15 protein-coding genes are annotated in these 14,311 nt (G+C 60.6%); 7 read left to right on the top strand and 8 right to left on the bottom strand.

The features are described from left to right. Nucleotides 1-90: 90 nt before the first annotated feature. Complete coding sequence (locus tag J3361_RS11005) at nt 91-1,764, bottom strand: DEAD/DEAH box helicase (RefSeq protein ID WP_014337279.1); 1,674 nt, start codon at nt 1,762-1,764, stop codon at nt 91-93. Nucleotides 1,765-2,253: 489 nt separating this feature from the next. Next, nucleotides 2,254-3,009, bottom strand: coding sequence for a spermidine synthase (locus tag J3361_RS11010; protein WP_025212625.1), 756 nt, complete (start codon nt 3,007-3,009; stop codon nt 2,254-2,256). Between the two features lie 142 nt (nt 3,010-3,151). Here J3361_RS11010 and J3361_RS11015 point away from each other — a divergent pair, with 142 nt between their 5' ends. Continuing rightward, nucleotides 3,152-4,498: a 3-deoxy-7-phosphoheptulonate synthase class II gene (locus tag J3361_RS11015; RefSeq protein ID WP_207964547.1), complete on the top strand. Its 1,347-nt coding sequence runs from the start codon at nt 3,152-3,154 to the stop codon at nt 4,496-4,498. A 125-nt stretch (nt 4,499-4,623) separates the two neighbouring features. Here J3361_RS11015 and J3361_RS11020 read toward each other — a convergent pair whose 3' ends face one another. Together J3361_RS11020 and J3361_RS11025 are read right to left on the bottom strand one after the other, a co-directional pair. Then, nucleotides 4,624-5,853 (bottom strand): winged helix-turn-helix domain-containing protein, encoded by a 1,230-nt coding sequence (locus tag J3361_RS11020; RefSeq protein WP_207964549.1) that lies wholly within the window; start codon nt 5,851-5,853, stop codon nt 4,624-4,626. A gap of 64 nt (nt 5,854-5,917) precedes the next feature. Then, nucleotides 5,918-6,136, bottom strand: a complete 219-nt coding sequence (locus tag J3361_RS11025) for a DUF1127 domain-containing protein (RefSeq protein ID WP_207964551.1) — start codon at nt 6,134-6,136, stop codon at nt 5,918-5,920. Nucleotides 6,137-6,233: 97 nt separating this feature from the next. On the opposite strand from J3361_RS11025, the gene J3361_RS11030 reads away from it, so the two are divergent. After that, nucleotides 6,234-7,088, top strand: a complete 855-nt coding sequence (locus J3361_RS11030) for a LysR substrate-binding domain-containing protein (RefSeq protein WP_027912697.1) — start codon at nt 6,234-6,236, stop codon at nt 7,086-7,088. Here the strand turns inward: J3361_RS11030 and J3361_RS11035 are convergent. Then, nucleotides 7,078-7,827, bottom strand: a complete 750-nt coding sequence (locus tag J3361_RS11035) for a sulfite exporter TauE/SafE family protein (protein WP_207964553.1) — start codon at nt 7,825-7,827, stop codon at nt 7,078-7,080. The two genes, J3361_RS11030 and J3361_RS11035, sit on opposite strands and share 11 nt — an antisense overlap. Before the next feature lie 145 nt (nt 7,828-7,972). Between J3361_RS11035 and J3361_RS11040 the strand changes: the two genes are divergently transcribed. From J3361_RS11040 to J3361_RS11050, 3 genes are all read left to right on the top strand, one after another. Continuing rightward, nucleotides 7,973-8,434, top strand: a complete 462-nt coding sequence (locus tag J3361_RS11040; RefSeq protein ID WP_207964555.1) for a MarR family transcriptional regulator — start codon at nt 7,973-7,975, stop codon at nt 8,432-8,434. Between the two features lie 386 nt (nt 8,435-8,820). After that, the gene (locus tag J3361_RS11045; RefSeq protein ID WP_207964557.1) at nt 8,821-9,240 is read left to right on the top strand and encodes an organic hydroperoxide resistance protein; all 420 of its coding nucleotides are present in this window, start codon (nt 8,821-8,823) and stop codon (nt 9,238-9,240) included. Between the two features lie 36 nt (nt 9,241-9,276). Continuing rightward, nucleotides 9,277-10,290, top strand: a complete 1,014-nt coding sequence (locus tag J3361_RS11050; protein ID WP_207964559.1) for an alpha/beta hydrolase — start codon at nt 9,277-9,279, stop codon at nt 10,288-10,290. Nucleotides 10,291-10,509: 219 nt separating this feature from the next. Here J3361_RS11050 and J3361_RS11055 read toward each other — a convergent pair whose 3' ends face one another. Both J3361_RS11055 and earP read right to left on the bottom strand, forming a co-directional pair. Beyond that, entirely contained in the window at nt 10,510-11,079 is a 570-nt protein-coding gene (locus J3361_RS11055; protein ID WP_003199385.1) for an elongation factor P, read from the bottom strand. A 48-nt stretch (nt 11,080-11,127) separates the two neighbouring features. Next, complete coding sequence (gene earP / locus J3361_RS11060) at nt 11,128-12,261, bottom strand: elongation factor P maturation arginine rhamnosyltransferase EarP (RefSeq protein WP_207964561.1); 1,134 nt, start codon at nt 12,259-12,261, stop codon at nt 11,128-11,130. Nucleotides 12,262-12,383: 122 nt separating this feature from the next. Between earP and J3361_RS11065 the strand changes: the two genes are divergently transcribed. Further along, a complete protein-coding gene (locus J3361_RS11065; RefSeq protein WP_207964563.1) occupies nt 12,384-12,770 on the top strand; it encodes a cytochrome b/b6 domain-containing protein in 387 nt (128 codons plus the stop codon). A gap of 1 nt (nt 12,771) precedes the next feature. Beyond that, a complete protein-coding gene (locus J3361_RS11070) occupies nt 12,772-13,254 on the top strand; it encodes a GreA/GreB family elongation factor (RefSeq protein ID WP_207964565.1) in 483 nt (160 codons plus the stop codon). A gap of 7 nt (nt 13,255-13,261) precedes the next feature. Here J3361_RS11070 and cysB read toward each other — a convergent pair whose 3' ends face one another. After that, on the bottom strand, nt 13,262-14,236 hold the full coding sequence (cysB, locus tag J3361_RS11075; protein ID WP_003199376.1) for an HTH-type transcriptional regulator CysB: 975 nt from the start codon (nt 14,234-14,236) through the stop codon (nt 13,262-13,264). Nucleotides 14,237-14,311 lie beyond the last annotated feature (75 nt).

The raw sequence follows: 14,311 nt of genomic DNA on the forward strand, positions 1-14,311 counted from the left end.
TCCCCCTCAAGGAGCCCCAAACGACAGGCGAAAAAAATCCCCGAACCAGTCGGGGATTTTTCATGTTCGATCAGTCAGCCCAAGGGCCGATCAATCTTCGCGGTAGCGACGCAGCTTGAGCTGCTTGCCGGCCACGCGGGTGTCTTTCAGCTTGGTCAGCAACTTCTCCAGACCATCTTCCGGCAGCTCTACCAGGCTGAAGCTGTCACGCACCTGAATGCGGCCGATCGCTTCGCGGGCCAGGCCGCCTTCGTTGAGGATGGCACCCAGCAGGTTCTTGGCGGCGATGCCGTCACGGGCACCCAGCGCGGTGCGGCAGCGCGCACGACCTTCGGCCAGCGGGATCGGAGCACGACGCTCGCGATCACCACGGTCCGGACGATCACCGGTGCGCTCAGGACGATCGCCACGCGGTGCGTTGTTCGGCACCAGGGGACGTTCCTTCTCGATTGCAGCCAGGTTCAGCGCCTGGCCATTGGTGGCCTTGCGCAGCAGTGCGGCGGCCAGGGCGCGTGGGGTGCAACCGATGTCAGCGGTCAGGCGATCGAGCAGATCACCGTGGGTCGATTCGGCGTCAGCTACCAGCGGCGACAGGCTGTTGGTCAGTTTCTTGATGCGCGCATCGAGAACGGCCTGGGCGTCCGGCAGGCGAACTTCAGCCACCTTCTGGCCAGTCACACGCTCGATCACTTGCAGCATGCGACGCTCACGCGGGGTAACCAGCAGCAACGCACGACCTTCACGACCGGCACGGCCGGTACGGCCAATACGGTGAACGTAGGATTCCGGATCGTACGGCATGTCCACGTTAAATACGTGGGTGATGCGCGGAACGTCCAGGCCACGGGCCGCGACGTCGGTCGCCACAACGATGTCCAGACGGCCATCCTTGAGGGAGTCGATCACGCGCTCACGCTGGTTCTGGGCAATGTCACCGTTCAGCGCGGCGGCTTTGTAGCCTTTGGCTTCCAAGGCACTGGCCAGGTCCAGGGTCGCTTGCTTGGTGCGTACGAACATGATCAGGGCGTCGAAGTCTTCGACTTCCAGCAGGCTCAGAACGGCAGAAGTCTTCTGGTCGGCGTGAACCAGCAGGTGAGCCTGCTCGATCGCGGTGACGGTCTGGGTCTTGGTCTGGATCTTCACGTGTTGCGGATCGCGCAGGTGGCGCTCGGCAATGGCACGGATCGATTGCGGCAAGGTGGCCGAGAACAATACAGTCTGGCGAGTCGCTGGCAGGGCCTTGAAGATGACTTCCAGGTCATCCATGAAGCCCAGCTTGAGCATTTCGTCGGCTTCGTCGAGAACCAGGTGATTCACGGTAGCCAGGACTTTTTCGTCACGACGCAGGTGGTCGCACAGACGACCCGGGGTGGCGACAACGATCTGCGCGCCATTACGGATGGCTTTCAGTTGTGGGCCCATCGGGGCACCGCCGTAAACGGCCACAACGGTAACGCCAGGCATCTGTTTGGAATAGGTTTCGAAAGCGGTTGCTACTTGCAGCGCCAACTCACGAGTTGGCGCCAGGATCAGGGCTTGCGGTTCGCGCTTGGCAGGATCGATGCGATGCAGGATCGGCAGGGCGAACGCAGCGGTTTTACCCGTACCGGTTTGCGCCTGGCCAATCATGTCGTGGCCGGCCATGATGATCGGGATCGATTGCTGCTGAATCGCCGAAGGTTCTTCGTAGCCGGTCGCAGTGACGGCAGCAAGAATGTTCGGGTTGAGATTAAAAGCGGCGAAGCCGCCGGTTTCCTGGGTCATGGGTCTGCCTCTAAGTGCATCCGCAAAGACCCATGCTCCAAAGCTGCGCGTGCCGTGTTGAGACTCAAGAGTCGCCCTGGCTGCTTTGTCGGCGGGGATTTGCGAAAACGAATGAATGGAAAAAGAACGTCGTGGAAGCATCCGTTGTGCGGACATGCAACCGAAGCTGACTTCGGGGAATTGCGCTACCTTGACGCGGCCCGGCTAAAGGCCGGCGCGCACTATACCGGAATTCGCCCGAAATGGGAGATTTTTTTACTACAAAACCCCGTTATGGGGCTCGCTGTCACAAGGCATTGGGGCAGCCATCTAAAACGATTCACCTCCAGAAGCCTCTGCCCTTGTGGCGAGGGAGCTTGCTCCCACTCGGCTGCGAAGCAGACGCCTGGGTTGATATCTAAAATCGAAGGGCCGCTTCGCGACCCAGCGGGAGCAAGCTCCCTCGCCACAGGGCATTCACTTGCCACAAGGACTTATGGCTTTGCTCGATCACGTCGCCGGGCGAATGGCCTTGATCAGCGACTGCAACGAATAACCCAGCCGCGGCGCCAACCCTTCGGCCCTGGCCACCAGCCCTTGCATATCCAATTCCTGATCCAGGTCCGCCGGCACGATCAGGATCACGTTGCCCTCCTTCACCGGCAACTCCCAATAATGCCGGTGGTACAAACCACGCAACAGCGCCGCGCCCAACGGCTTGCCGTCGTCGGTGGCCCATTGGTTGATCACCAGCCAGCCACCGGGGTTGAGGCGTTTCTGGCAGTTTTCCAGGAACCCCCAGGCCAAGTGCCCGACGCCTGGGCCGACATCGGTATAGAGGTCGACGAAAATCAGGTCCGCCGGCTCCGCCGTTTCAAGCAATTCCAAGGCATCGCCAACGCGGATATACAGCCGCGGATCGTCATCCAGCCCCAGGTATTCGATGGCCAGGCGCGGCACGTCGGGGCGCAGTTCGATGGCTTCGACATCTTCCAACGGCAGGAACTTGAGGCAGGCCTGGGTCAGCGTCCCGGCGCCCAGACCCAGGAACAGCGCGCTTTCCGGCTGCTCATGACACAACGCTCCAATGAGCATGGCGCGGGTGTAGTCGTATTCGAGCCAGCTGGGATCAGCCGTGAACACGCAGCTTTGCTCGATGGCATCGCCGAACTCGAGAAACCTGTAATCGGCCACTTCGAATACGCGAATCATGCCGAACTCGTCGTGCACCTCGGCGAGCAAATGCTCGACACGCTCCTCTGTCATTTCATCTCCTGATGGCTGCCGTGCCGGCATGAGCCTGTGGATGCGGGGCAAAGGCGCGATTGTCCGCGAAGCAACCGGAACAGGTCACGCACTAATTTGCTGATAACATGACCGTCCGAGCGTAAATCACCTAGAGATCATGATGAGCCAACCCTGGAGCCCTGACAGCTGGCGCGCCCTGCCGATCCAGCAACAACCCCGCTACCCCGATGCCTCGCACCTGTTGCAGGTGGAGCAGACCCTGGCCAGTTATCCGCCACTGGTGTTTGCCGGTGAAGCCCGGGAGTTGCGCCGTCAGTTCGCCGAGGTGACCCAGGGCCGGGCGTTCCTCCTGCAAGGCGGCGACTGCGCCGAAAGCTTTGCCGAGTTCTCGGCGGCCAAGATCCGCGACACCTTCAAGGTGCTATTGCAGATGGCGATCGTCATGACGTTTGCCGCCGGCTGCCCGGTGGTCAAGGTCGGGCGCATGGCCGGGCAGTTCGCCAAGCCGCGCTCGGCCAACGATGAAACCATCGACGGCGTGACCCTGCCGGCCTACCGGGGCGACATCGTCAACGGCATCGGTTTCGACGAGAAAAGCCGCGTACCGGATCCAGAACGGTTGTTGCAGTCCTATCATCAGTCCACCGCCACCTTGAACCTGCTGCGGGCCTTCGCCCAGGGCGGGTTCGCCGACCTGCACCAGGTGCACAAGTGGAACCTGGACTTCATCGCCAATTCGGCCCTGGCGGAAAAATACAGCCACCTGGCCGACCGCATCGACGAAACCCTGGCATTCATGCGCGCCTGCGGCATGGACAGCTCGCCGCAACTGCGCGAAACCAGTTTCTTCACTGCCCACGAAGCGTTGCTGCTCAATTACGAAGAAGCCTTCGTGCGCCGTGACAGCCTGACCAACGATTATTACGATTGCTCGGCCCACATGCTGTGGATCGGCGACCGCACCCGCCAGTTGGACGGCGCCCATGTCGAATTCCTGCGCGGAGTGAACAACCCGATCGGCGTCAAGGTCGGCCCGAGCATGGACCCGGACGACCTGATCCGCCTGATCGACGTGCTCAACCCGGACAACGATCCCGGCCGGCTGAACCTGATCGCCCGGATGGGTGCCAACAAGGTCGGCGAACACTTGCCGCCGCTGTTGCGTGCCGTGCAGCGCGAGGGCAAGCAAGTGCTGTGGAGCTCCGACCCGATGCACGGCAACACCATCAAGGCCAGCAGTGGCTACAAGACCCGGGACTTCGCGCAGATCCTCGGCGAAGTGAAGCAGTTCTTCCAGGTCCACGAAGCCGAAGGCACCTATGCCGGCGGGATTCATATCGAAATGACCGGGCAGAACGTCACCGAATGCATCGGCGGCGCACGCCCGATTACCGAGGATGGACTGTCGGACCGCTACCACACCCACTGCGACCCGCGGATGAATGCCGATCAGTCGCTGGAATTGGCATTTTTGATTGCCGAGACATTGAAACAGGTTCGGCGCTAGGTTCTTCTTCGCCTGTTCAATCGCTTCGCGAGCAGGCTCGCTCCCACAGGGATCTGCGGTGACCACAGCTTTTGTGTCCACAGCAGATCCAATGTGGGAGCGAGCCTGCTCGCGAAGGGGCCGGTTCAATCACCGGCGACATCAGCCAATGCCACCGCCAACCGCACCCCACTCACCCGCTGGCAATTGAGCTGCACCCGCTCCAGCCCCAGCCACCTGGCCATGCGCCACAGGTTCAGTGCAAGAGCCTGCATCCCCTCCTCGTCCAGCCCCGGCGCTTCCTCGTGCACGGCATGCACCGCCAATTGCCCCAACGCCCGCTCCGCTCGCAGATCAACCCGGGCGGCAATCCGCTCGTTGTGCAGAAATGGCAGGACGTAATAGCCATACACCCGCTTGTGCACCGGTGTGTAGATCTCCAGCCGATAGCGAAAGTCGAACAACCGCTCGGTACGGCCGCGCTCCCAGACCAGTGAATCGAACGGCGACAGCAAGGCACTGGCGGCGACCTTGCGCGGAATTTTCACCGCGGGTCGGCACCAGGCCGGTTGCTTCCAGCCCTGCACCTCACAGCGCAGCAATTCTCCGGCCTCCTCCAACTCGGCCAGCCGACCACGGCTGTCGGTCAGGTCGAGACGAAAGTAGTCGCGCAGATCTTTCTCGGTCGCGATGCCCAGGGCTTCGGCGGCATGCACCAGCAAGGCGCGCTGGGCCTGGGCTGCGTCCGGCAGTGGTTGCTGCAGGATCGAAGCCGGCAGTACCCGCTCGGGCAAGTCATAGAGCCGCTCGAACCCACGCCGCCCGGCTACCGTGACTTCACCTGCCGCGAACAGCCATTCCAGTGCATGTTTTTCGGCACTCCAGTCCCACCACGGCCCGGCCTTTTCCTGGCGTGTGGACAAACTGCCTGCGCCAAGAGCGCCCTGCTCCTGGACCGCCGCCAGGACACGGCGGATGACATCCTGGCGTTCCTGGCCGAAACGCGCCAATTGCTGGTAGATCCCTTCGCCACCCGACGCCCGATTCATGCGCCAGCGCATCAGCGGATACATCGACATCGGCAATAGCGAGGCCTCATGGCCCCAGTATTCGAACAGCGTGCGACGTCGGCCCTGGCTCCAGGCAGCTTGATCGAGCAAATCGCGATTGTAGTGACCGAGGCGGGAGAACAGCGGGAGGTAATGCGAGCGCACCAGCGCATTGACGGAATCGATCTGCAGGACGCCGAGGCGTTCGATCAGGCGGTTGAGGCGCGAGGGTTGCACCGAAGCTGGCGGCGACCGCCCATCGAATCCTTGGGCGGCCAGCGCCAGACGCCGGGCCTGTTTGAGGGTAAAGGACACAGTCGCGGGCATGGAGATCTCCTTGTCTGCTCGCAACCTACCTCACCAATAAGGGGTTTGTGTAGGAAAGGATGGCTCATTTGTGCATTGGGTCATCCCAGAATGGCCGAACCACTTCCTGCTCTACGTCGGCACGACTCACGCCAATGTCCTTGAGCGCCTCGTCGCTCATGCCGGCCAGCAACTCACGTTCGTGGTGCAATTCGTACCAGCGACTAACCTTATGCATCAGAGCACTGACCGAGAAGCCGTGGGAGAGTTTGTCTATCAGTAGATAACCTTTTTGACCTTTCATCGTGATGTCCTCCGTTGGGGATGGCTCAAGTCTCGCGCTGACGCTAAGATCAATCCAACGAATGTTTCTTATGCAATACATCTCGGAGATTGATCAATTGTCGAGTTACCCGAGCATCGATACGGAAGTGCTGCGTACCTTTGTCGCCATCGCCGACCAGGGCGGTTTCACCCGGGCCGGGGAATTGGTCAATCGCACCCAGTCTGCCGTCAGCATGCAGATGAAGCGGCTGGAAGAAGACGTGTTGCAGCGACGGCTGTTCGAGCGTGACGGGCGCCAAGTCAAGCTCACCGCCGAAGGCCAGGTGCTATTGGGTTACGCCCGGCGGATCCTCAAGCTGCACAGCGAAGTGTTCAATACTCTGCGCGAACCGCACATGGTCGGCACGGTGCGCATCGGCACCCCGGACGATTATGTGATGCGTTTCCTGCCGGGCATCCTGCAACGCTTCGCCCAGTTCTACCCTTTGATCGAAATCGAAGTGCACTGCGAGTCGTCCAAGCAGTTGCTGCTGCGCCAGGACCTGGACCTGTCCATCGTCACCCGTAAACCGGGGGATGAGATCGGCCAGTTGCTACGCAAGGAGCGCTTTGTCTGGGCCGAAGCCGCCTGTTTCAACGTTCACGAACAAACACCGTTGCCGCTGGCGATGTTCAACAGCGATTGTTTCTGCCGGCAATGGGCCTGCAATGCGCTGGATGCCATGGGCCGCGATTACCGCGTCGCATACAACAGCTCGAGCCTGTCGGCGCTCATGGCCGTGGTGGGTGCCGGCCTGGCAATCACGGCGCAACTGGAAAGCCTGCTGACCCCGGACATGCGCGTACTCGGCGAGGCCGAAGACCTGCCGGAACTGCCCGAGGCCAGCATCATGCTGATCCGCAACCTGCACAACCCGTCGCCGATCACCGAGTGCCTGGCCGAACACATCGTCGAAGGGTTCAAACTTTAAAGGCGAGCAGCACCGCGCACAGCACCAGGAAACCGCAGAACAGCCCGCGCAACAGCCGCTCCGGCAAGGCGTGGGCGACTTTCACCCCCCAACTGATGCTCAGCAAGCCACCGACGGCCAGCGGCAGGCCGATGCTCCAGTCCACTTCGTGGTGAAACGCATACGTGGCGAGGGTCACACCGGTACTGGGCAAGGCCAGCGCCAGGGACAAGCCTTGAGCAACCACTTGGGTAGTGCCAAAAATACTGGTCAGGATCGGCGTGGCGACCACCGCCCCACCGACACCGAACAGGCCACCCATGGTGCCGGATGCGGCCCCCAGCACGGCGAGCCATGGCCAGCCATGACGCATCTGCGCCGAAGCCGGTGCACTGGCGGCGAACATGCGGACCAGGTTGTAGAGTGTCAGTGCGATCAGGAACGCCACGAAACCGATCCGCATGCGGTCCGCGTCAATCCCCACCGCCCAGATCGAGCCGAGCCAGGCAAAGCAGAACCCCATGGAAGCCAACGGCAGGACATGGCGCAACTCGATGCGGTTGCGCTGGTGATAGCGCCACAACGCAAGCATGACGTTGGGCACCACCATGACCAGCGCCGTACCTTGGGCCAGTTGCTGGTCGAGGCCGAACCAGACGCCCAACACCGGAATGGCAATCAGGCCGCCACCGATCCCGAACAATCCCCCCAAGGTTCCCAATACGGCACCAAACAGCAAAAACTGCACAAATTCGAACAAGACAATTCCCCTTTCCTTAGGGCGTATATCCTACGCAGTCCGCGCCAACGGGGAAACGGGACACTGGGTCAGCACGTCAGAATTATCTGGCGCATTAAAGATTTGCCCGCTAGATTCGTAACGATCATTGATTGAAGGTTTTGCCATGAACACGTTGCGCGACACCCCCGAAGCCTGTGAAGCCCTGTTGCTCGACAATCAGGTCTGCTTCGCCCTGCACTCCACGTCGCTGCTGATGACCAAAGTCTACAAGCCGCTCCTACAGGCCCTGGGCCTGACGTATCCGCAATACCTGGCGATGATGGTGCTGTGGGAACAGGACGGATTGACCGTCGGTGAAATCAGCACCCGCCTGCTCACCGATCCCGGCTCGCTGACTCCTCTGCTCAAGCGCCTGGAGGCCGAAGGGCTGTTGAGCCGCACCCGTAGCCGTGAGGACGAACGCGTGGTGATTGTCGAACTCACCGAACAGGGTCGTGCCCTGCGCGAGAAGGCCCTCGACATCCCCCAATGCATTCTCGCCGCCAGCGGCCAGACATTGGAGCAGTTGAAGAAGCTGCAACTTGACCTGCAAGCGCTGCGCGGCCATTTGCAAGACAGCCTCTAAAAACACCGCTAACCCCTGGGGGGCGGGCTTGCTCGCGAAAGCGGCGGCACATCCAACATCCTCTGTTCAGATCCACCGCTATCGCGAGCAGGCTCGCTCCCACAGGGTTTTGTGTCGGACATGAATTTTGTGTTCACCGGAGATCCAGTGTGGAAGCGAGCCTGCTCGCGATAGCACCAACCCTGTCTACCCTGCCCTCCTAAAAAATTCTAGACGCTCAATAACCGCTCTAGCTAAAGGCTTTCAGGCTTTTTCAGATCGCCGATTCCATCTCGCTTCGAAAATTTATATTGCGCGCAAAATATTAGCGCTATACATTTGCCTCACACCTACTTAGCGCGCAAACATTTAGCGCAAATAATCAACCCAGAAACGAGGCGATCATCATGCAAACTCTCTACACCGCAATCGCAACTTCCACTGGCGGCCGTGACGGTCGTGCGATCTCCAGCGACAACATCCTCGATGTCAAACTCGCCACGCCCAAGGAACTCGGCGGTGCAGGCGGTGCGGCTACCAACCCTGAGCAGCTGTTCGCCGCCGGCTATTCGGCCTGCTTCATCGGCGCCTTGAAATTCGTGGCTGGCCAAAGCAAACGCAAGATCCCGGACGACGCCTCGATCACCGCCCATGTCGGCATTGGCCAGATCCCCGGCGGTTTCGGCCTCGACATCGACCTGCACATCAGCCTGCCGGGCCTGGCCCAAGCCGACGCGCAAAGCCTGGTGGATGCGGCTCACCAGGTCTGCCCGTACTCCAACGCCACTCGCGGCAATGTCGATGTGCGCCTGCACGTAACCGTCTAAACCACCCAAACCGGCCCCGATTTTAAGGAGATACCCATGAACACGCTCAGCAAAGCCTTGACCGCCACCCTTCTCGCCCTCAGCGTCAGCAGTGCCTTCGCCGACGGCATCGTCGAACACAACACCCAGGCGTTTCTCGACGCGCTGAATGCCGGCACCGGTAAGCCGCTGGAACAGCTGTCGCCCAAGGATGCACGTGCCGTACTGGTCGGCGCCCAGGCAGGTGTGAAGTTGACGCTGCCCAAAGCCGATGTCAGCGAGAAGACCATCAAGGTCGACGGCCAGTCGATCAGCCTGACCATCGTTCGCCCCGCTGGGGTCAAGGGTGAGTTGCCGGTGTTCATGTTCTTCCACGGCGGTGGCTGGGTATTGGGGGACTTCCCGACCCACGAACGACTGGTTCGGGATCTGGTGGCGGGTTCGGGCGCCGTCGCGGTGTTCGTCAACTACACACCCTCTCCCGAAGCGCATTACCCGGTGGCGATCAACCAGGCCTATGCGGCGACGAAATGGGTCGCTGAGCATGGCAAGGAAATCAATGTCGATGGCAAGCGCCTAGCGGTAGCGGGCAATAGCGTGGGTGGCAACATGGCCGCGGTCGTGGCGCTGATGGCCAAGGACAAGGGCACCCCGGCGATCCGCTTCCAGGCATTGCTGTGGCCGGTGACCGATGCCAGCTTCGAGACGGCGTCCTACAACCAGTTCGCCGAAGGACACTTCCTCAGCAAGAACATGATGAAGTGGTTCTGGGACAACTACACCACCGATGCCGGGCAACGCAGCGAGATCTATGCCTCGCCATTGCGGGCAACCACCGCGCAACTCAAGGGCCTGCCGCCCGCGCTGGTACAGACTGCCGAGGCCGATGTCTTGCGTGATGAGGGTGAAGCCTATGCCCGCAAACTGGACGCGGCGGGGGTCCCGGTCACAGCTGTACGTTACAACGGCATGATCCACGACTATGGCTTGCTCAACGTGGTCAGCCAGGTGCCTGCGGTGCGTTCGGCGATGTTGGAGGTGTCGCAAGAGCTCAAGCAACACTTGAAGTGATTTGTGGTGAAACACTGTGGGAGCAAGGCTTGCCCGCGATGAAAACAGCGCGGTGCCTCTGGAACCTAGGCGCCTGTATCGCGAGCAAGCTTTGCTCCCACAGAGCGGGGAAAAATCCCTTCACCACAGCCTCCATAATGCCTCTGGTCTAAATCTGATCCGGCAGACATAAAAAAGCCCGACTCAATGGTCGGGCTTTTTTCATACAGAGGGCTTCGCTTATTTAGCGCGACCTTTGTAGGAACCGCCTTCGCGGGTATCGATCTCGATCATGTCGCCGATTTCGATGAAGTCAGCTACCGACAGCTCGGTACCGTTCTTCAGTTTGGCAGGCTTCATGACCTTGCCGGAGGTGTCACCGCGAGCGGAGCCTTCGGTGTAGTCAACCTGACGCACGATGGTGGTCGGCAGTTCTACGGAAACCAGGCGCTCTTCGAAGAACACGGCTTCGCAGACGTCGGTCATGCCTTCTTCGATGAACGGCAGAACGCTTTCGATGTCTTCGGCGTTCAGCTCGTACATGGTGTAGTCAGTGGTGTCCATGAACGTGTAGGTGTCGCCGCTGATGAAGGACAGGGTCGCTTCTTTGCGGTCGAGGATCACGTCGTCCAGTTTGTCGTCGGCGCTGTAGACGATCTCGGTCTTGTAACCGGTCAGCAGGTTCTTCAGCTTGGTCTTCATGATCGCGCTGTTACGACCCGACTTGGTGAACTCAGCTTTCTGAACCAGCCAAGGATCGTTTTCGAGACGGATCACGGTCCCGGGTTTCAGTTCTTTACCAGTTTTCATTGCGAATATCCGAATTTGGATGGGATTTACAAAAATCTAGGCCGCGTATCATATCCAATTTACATAAAACTTCACCAGCGCTGCGGCAAGATCGGGTCGCGAGGCCTGTTCCAGACACCACGCCTGGGCGTGTTCGAGCAGTTCCGGCTGCTGTTCGCGGCTGGCTTTCCAATGTTCGGCCATGTCCTGGCCGGCATTCCAGGCCCGCCACAGACCACTGGTCGCTTTTTGCGCGGCCGGCGAAAGCCCCTGATTGTAGAGGGTGAGAAACGCCTCGAGCTTTTCCAGGTGGACGTCCTCTTCCTGCTGGTAGATATGCCACAGCAGCGGCCGGCCGGCCCATTGAGCGCGCACGAAGGAGTCTTCGCCGCGCACGGCATTGAAATCACAGCACCACAGCAAGTGGTCGTACTGGTCCTGGCGGACGAACGGCAGCACCTGCACCGTCAGCGCGCCGCGTCGATGCAGCGCACCGGCCTTCAGGCCTTCGACACCGAGCCAACGCTCGACATCGCCCAACACCCGCCCTTCGGGAACCAGCACATGGAACGCCTGGGCATCGGTTGCCATTGCGTCAAACCAGCTCGCCAAACCTGCGTTTTCATAGGCAAACAGCGAGATCAGGCAAGTCTCCAGCGCCCGCTCGATGCCCAATCCCTGGAGGAAAATACGTTGTGCCTCGGCATCCTGCTGGAATTGCCGACGACGCTCCAGCAAACCGGCCTCACGCAGCAAACCACCTGTTCCCTCCCGAAAGCCCGGAAAAAAGAAGTATTTCTGCACGTGCTTGTATTTGACCGACGGCAAGCCGTGGCAACCGATCACCCAGTCCTCGGCGCTCAAATAATCGAGGTTCATCCACAAGGGCGCGGTCGGGCGCTCGGCCATCGCCTCCATGTAGGCACTCGGCAACTGGCAGGCAAAAGCGGCGATCACCACCTCGGCGGCCTCGGTAGCCGGCCAGTCCGCAGGCCAGTGGCGCACCTGTACGCCCTGCTGCCATTGCTCGGACAGGGTGATATCGATTTCCGGACACAGCCGTTCGAAGGCGCGTAGATCGTCAACCCAGAGCCGCACCGCACATTGGTGCTCGGCCACCAATTGCCGAGCCAGGCGCCAAGTGACACCGATGTCGCCATAGTTATCGACGACGGTGCAAAAAATATCCCAGCGCACAGCCATTCCCGACTCCCTGTGACAAAGGCCTGATTGTCCCGAATAAACCGATCGCGCAGAAGAGCCGACGGCGATTAAATCTTCATGCGACAATCACCGCCTGCCCATGCCCCTGCCAGGAAGCAGCCATGCCTGATCACCCGCCAGCCCCACGTCTCAGCACTTTGAAATTGACGGTCAGTATTGCCCTGGGCCTATGGTTGGGGTTTCTCGCCATCGTCATGACCGGCTGGCTGCTGTCAAGGTTCCTGTTCGACGAACAACTGGCGCCCGTGGCCGCCGCCGTCCATCAATTGGCGCAACCACCGGCGCTGCAGCCGGCCCCGGAACCGCCCGCCCCCATGTTCGAGCAGTACCAGCAGAACCTGCAAAGGAACGAGCAGCGCCAGGCGCTCGATCAGGCCAGGAGCAATCCGCGCAACCTGTCCAACCCCAAGTGCCAGTTCTGGTTGCAGCAGGACCAGAATGCCCCCAGTGAAAAAAGCCGCGCCAACGTCCTGCAATTCTGCGAATGATATGAACAAACAGACCGTCCACCAGTTGATTCTCGACAAGCTCAAGATTGATCTCGACATCGCCGAACGCGCCGCGCAGACCGCCTACGAAACCGCGACCCACGAAGAAAACATCGCTGAGAACAAGTACGACACCCTGGGCCTCGAGGCATCCTACCTCGCCGCCGGACAAGCCAGGCGCGTGGAAGAAATCCGCCAGGCCCTCGCCCTCTGCCAGAACCTGGCGTTAAGGCCTTACGACGAACAGCGCGGCATTCAGGTCGGCACGTTGATCGGCCTGGAAGATGAGGACGGCCGCCAGCAATGGCTCTTTTTGGGGCCGGATGCGGCAGGCTTGAAAGTTTCGCTGGTGGGCCAGCCGATCACCGTCATCACCCCTCGCTCACCGCTGGGCCGAGGCCTGCTGGGCAAGTTCGAAGGGGATGAAGTGGAGATCGTGGTCGCGGGCGCCCGGCAACAGTTCGCTGTCACCGAGGCGATCTAAAAGGGCCTTAGTGCACCGGCAGCTCGACACCGTCGAACAGCTCTTCGAGTTCCTGCTTGTTGTGGCACTGGATGGCCTTGGCCATGACTTCGCGGGTCAGGTGCGGCGCGAATTTCTCGATGAAATCGCACATGAAACCGCGCAGGAACGTGCCACGACGGAAACCGATCTTGGTCACGCTGGATTCGAACAATTCGCTGGCATCCAACACCACCAGGTCACTGTCGAGCTTGGTATCGACGGCCATCTTCGCGACGATGCCCACGCCCAGGCCCAAGCGAACGTAAGTCTTGATCACGTCGGCGTCGGCGGCGGTGAACACCACTTTTGGCGTCAGGCCACGGTGGCTGAAGGCTTCGTCGAGTTTGGAACGACCGGTGAAACCGAATACGTAAGTCACGATCGGGTATTCGGCCAGGGCTTCGAGGGTGAGCTTCGGCAGCTTGGTCAACGGATGGCCCTGGGGCACGACCACGCAGCGGTTCCAGCGGTAGCACGGCATCATCACCAGGTCCCCGAACAGCTCCAGGGCCTCGGTGGCAATGGCGAAATCCACCGTGCCGTCGGCCGCCATCTCGGCGATCTGCATCGGCGAACCCTGGTGCATGTGCAGCGCCACGTCGGGGTATTGCTTGATGAAATTGCTGATCACCGGCGGCAGCGCATAACGAGCCTGGGTGTGGGTGGTGGCGATCGAGAGGGTGCCTTTTTTCTCGTTGGAAAATTCCTGGGCGATCTGCTTGATGCTCTCGACCTTGCGCAGGATCTCGCCGGCTGTGGTGATGATGCGCTCGCCAGCCGGGGTCACGCGGGTCAGGTGCTTGCCGCTGCGGGCGAAGACTTCGACGCCCAGTTCATCTTCCAACAGGCGGATCTGCTTGCTGATGCCGGGTTGCGACGTGTAGAGGCTTTGGGCAGTAGCGGAAACGTTGAGGTCGTGGTGCGCCACTTCCCAGATGTAGCGCAGTTGTTGAAGCTTCATATGTATCCCTCAAAGCAGTTGGACGCCACGGGCATCAGCGACGGTATATAACTATATGGAAGGTCACGACAATAA

Origin of the sequence: Pseudomonas sp. OA65, from assembly GCF_017498305.1 — a bacterium.
GTDB lineage: Bacteria > Pseudomonadota > Gammaproteobacteria > Pseudomonadales > Pseudomonadaceae > Aquipseudomonas > Aquipseudomonas zanjanensis.

What these genes read in the sequence shown, in the direction of transcription:
- J3361_RS11005 (WP_014337279.1), bottom strand. Translation starts at nt 1,764, where the DNA reads ATGACCCAGGAAACCGGCGGCTTCGCCGCTTTTAATCTCAACCCGAAC.
- J3361_RS11010 (WP_025212625.1), bottom strand. Translation starts at nt 3,009, where the DNA reads ATGACAGAGGAGCGTGTCGAGCATTTGCTCGCCGAGGTGCACGACGAG.
- J3361_RS11015 (WP_207964547.1), top strand. Translation starts at nt 3,152, where the DNA reads ATGAGCCAACCCTGGAGCCCTGACAGCTGGCGCGCCCTGCCGATCCAG.
- J3361_RS11020 (WP_207964549.1), bottom strand. Translation starts at nt 5,853, where the DNA reads ATGCCCGCGACTGTGTCCTTTACCCTCAAACAGGCCCGGCGTCTGGCG.
- J3361_RS11025 (WP_207964551.1), bottom strand. Translation starts at nt 6,136, where the DNA reads ATGAAAGGTCAAAAAGGTTATCTACTGATAGACAAACTCTCCCACGGC.
- J3361_RS11040 (WP_207964555.1), top strand. Translation starts at nt 7,973, where the DNA reads ATGAACACGTTGCGCGACACCCCCGAAGCCTGTGAAGCCCTGTTGCTC.
- J3361_RS11045 (WP_207964557.1), top strand. Translation starts at nt 8,821, where the DNA reads ATGCAAACTCTCTACACCGCAATCGCAACTTCCACTGGCGGCCGTGAC.
- J3361_RS11050 (WP_207964559.1), top strand. Translation starts at nt 9,277, where the DNA reads ATGAACACGCTCAGCAAAGCCTTGACCGCCACCCTTCTCGCCCTCAGC.
- J3361_RS11055 (WP_003199385.1), bottom strand. Translation starts at nt 11,079, where the DNA reads ATGAAAACTGGTAAAGAACTGAAACCCGGGACCGTGATCCGTCTCGAA.
- earP (WP_207964561.1), bottom strand. Translation starts at nt 12,261, where the DNA reads ATGGCTGTGCGCTGGGATATTTTTTGCACCGTCGTCGATAACTATGGC.
- J3361_RS11065 (WP_207964563.1), top strand. Translation starts at nt 12,384, where the DNA reads ATGCCTGATCACCCGCCAGCCCCACGTCTCAGCACTTTGAAATTGACG.
- J3361_RS11070 (WP_207964565.1), top strand. Translation starts at nt 12,772, where the DNA reads ATGAACAAACAGACCGTCCACCAGTTGATTCTCGACAAGCTCAAGATT.
- cysB (WP_003199376.1), bottom strand. Translation starts at nt 14,236, where the DNA reads ATGAAGCTTCAACAACTGCGCTACATCTGGGAAGTGGCGCACCACGAC.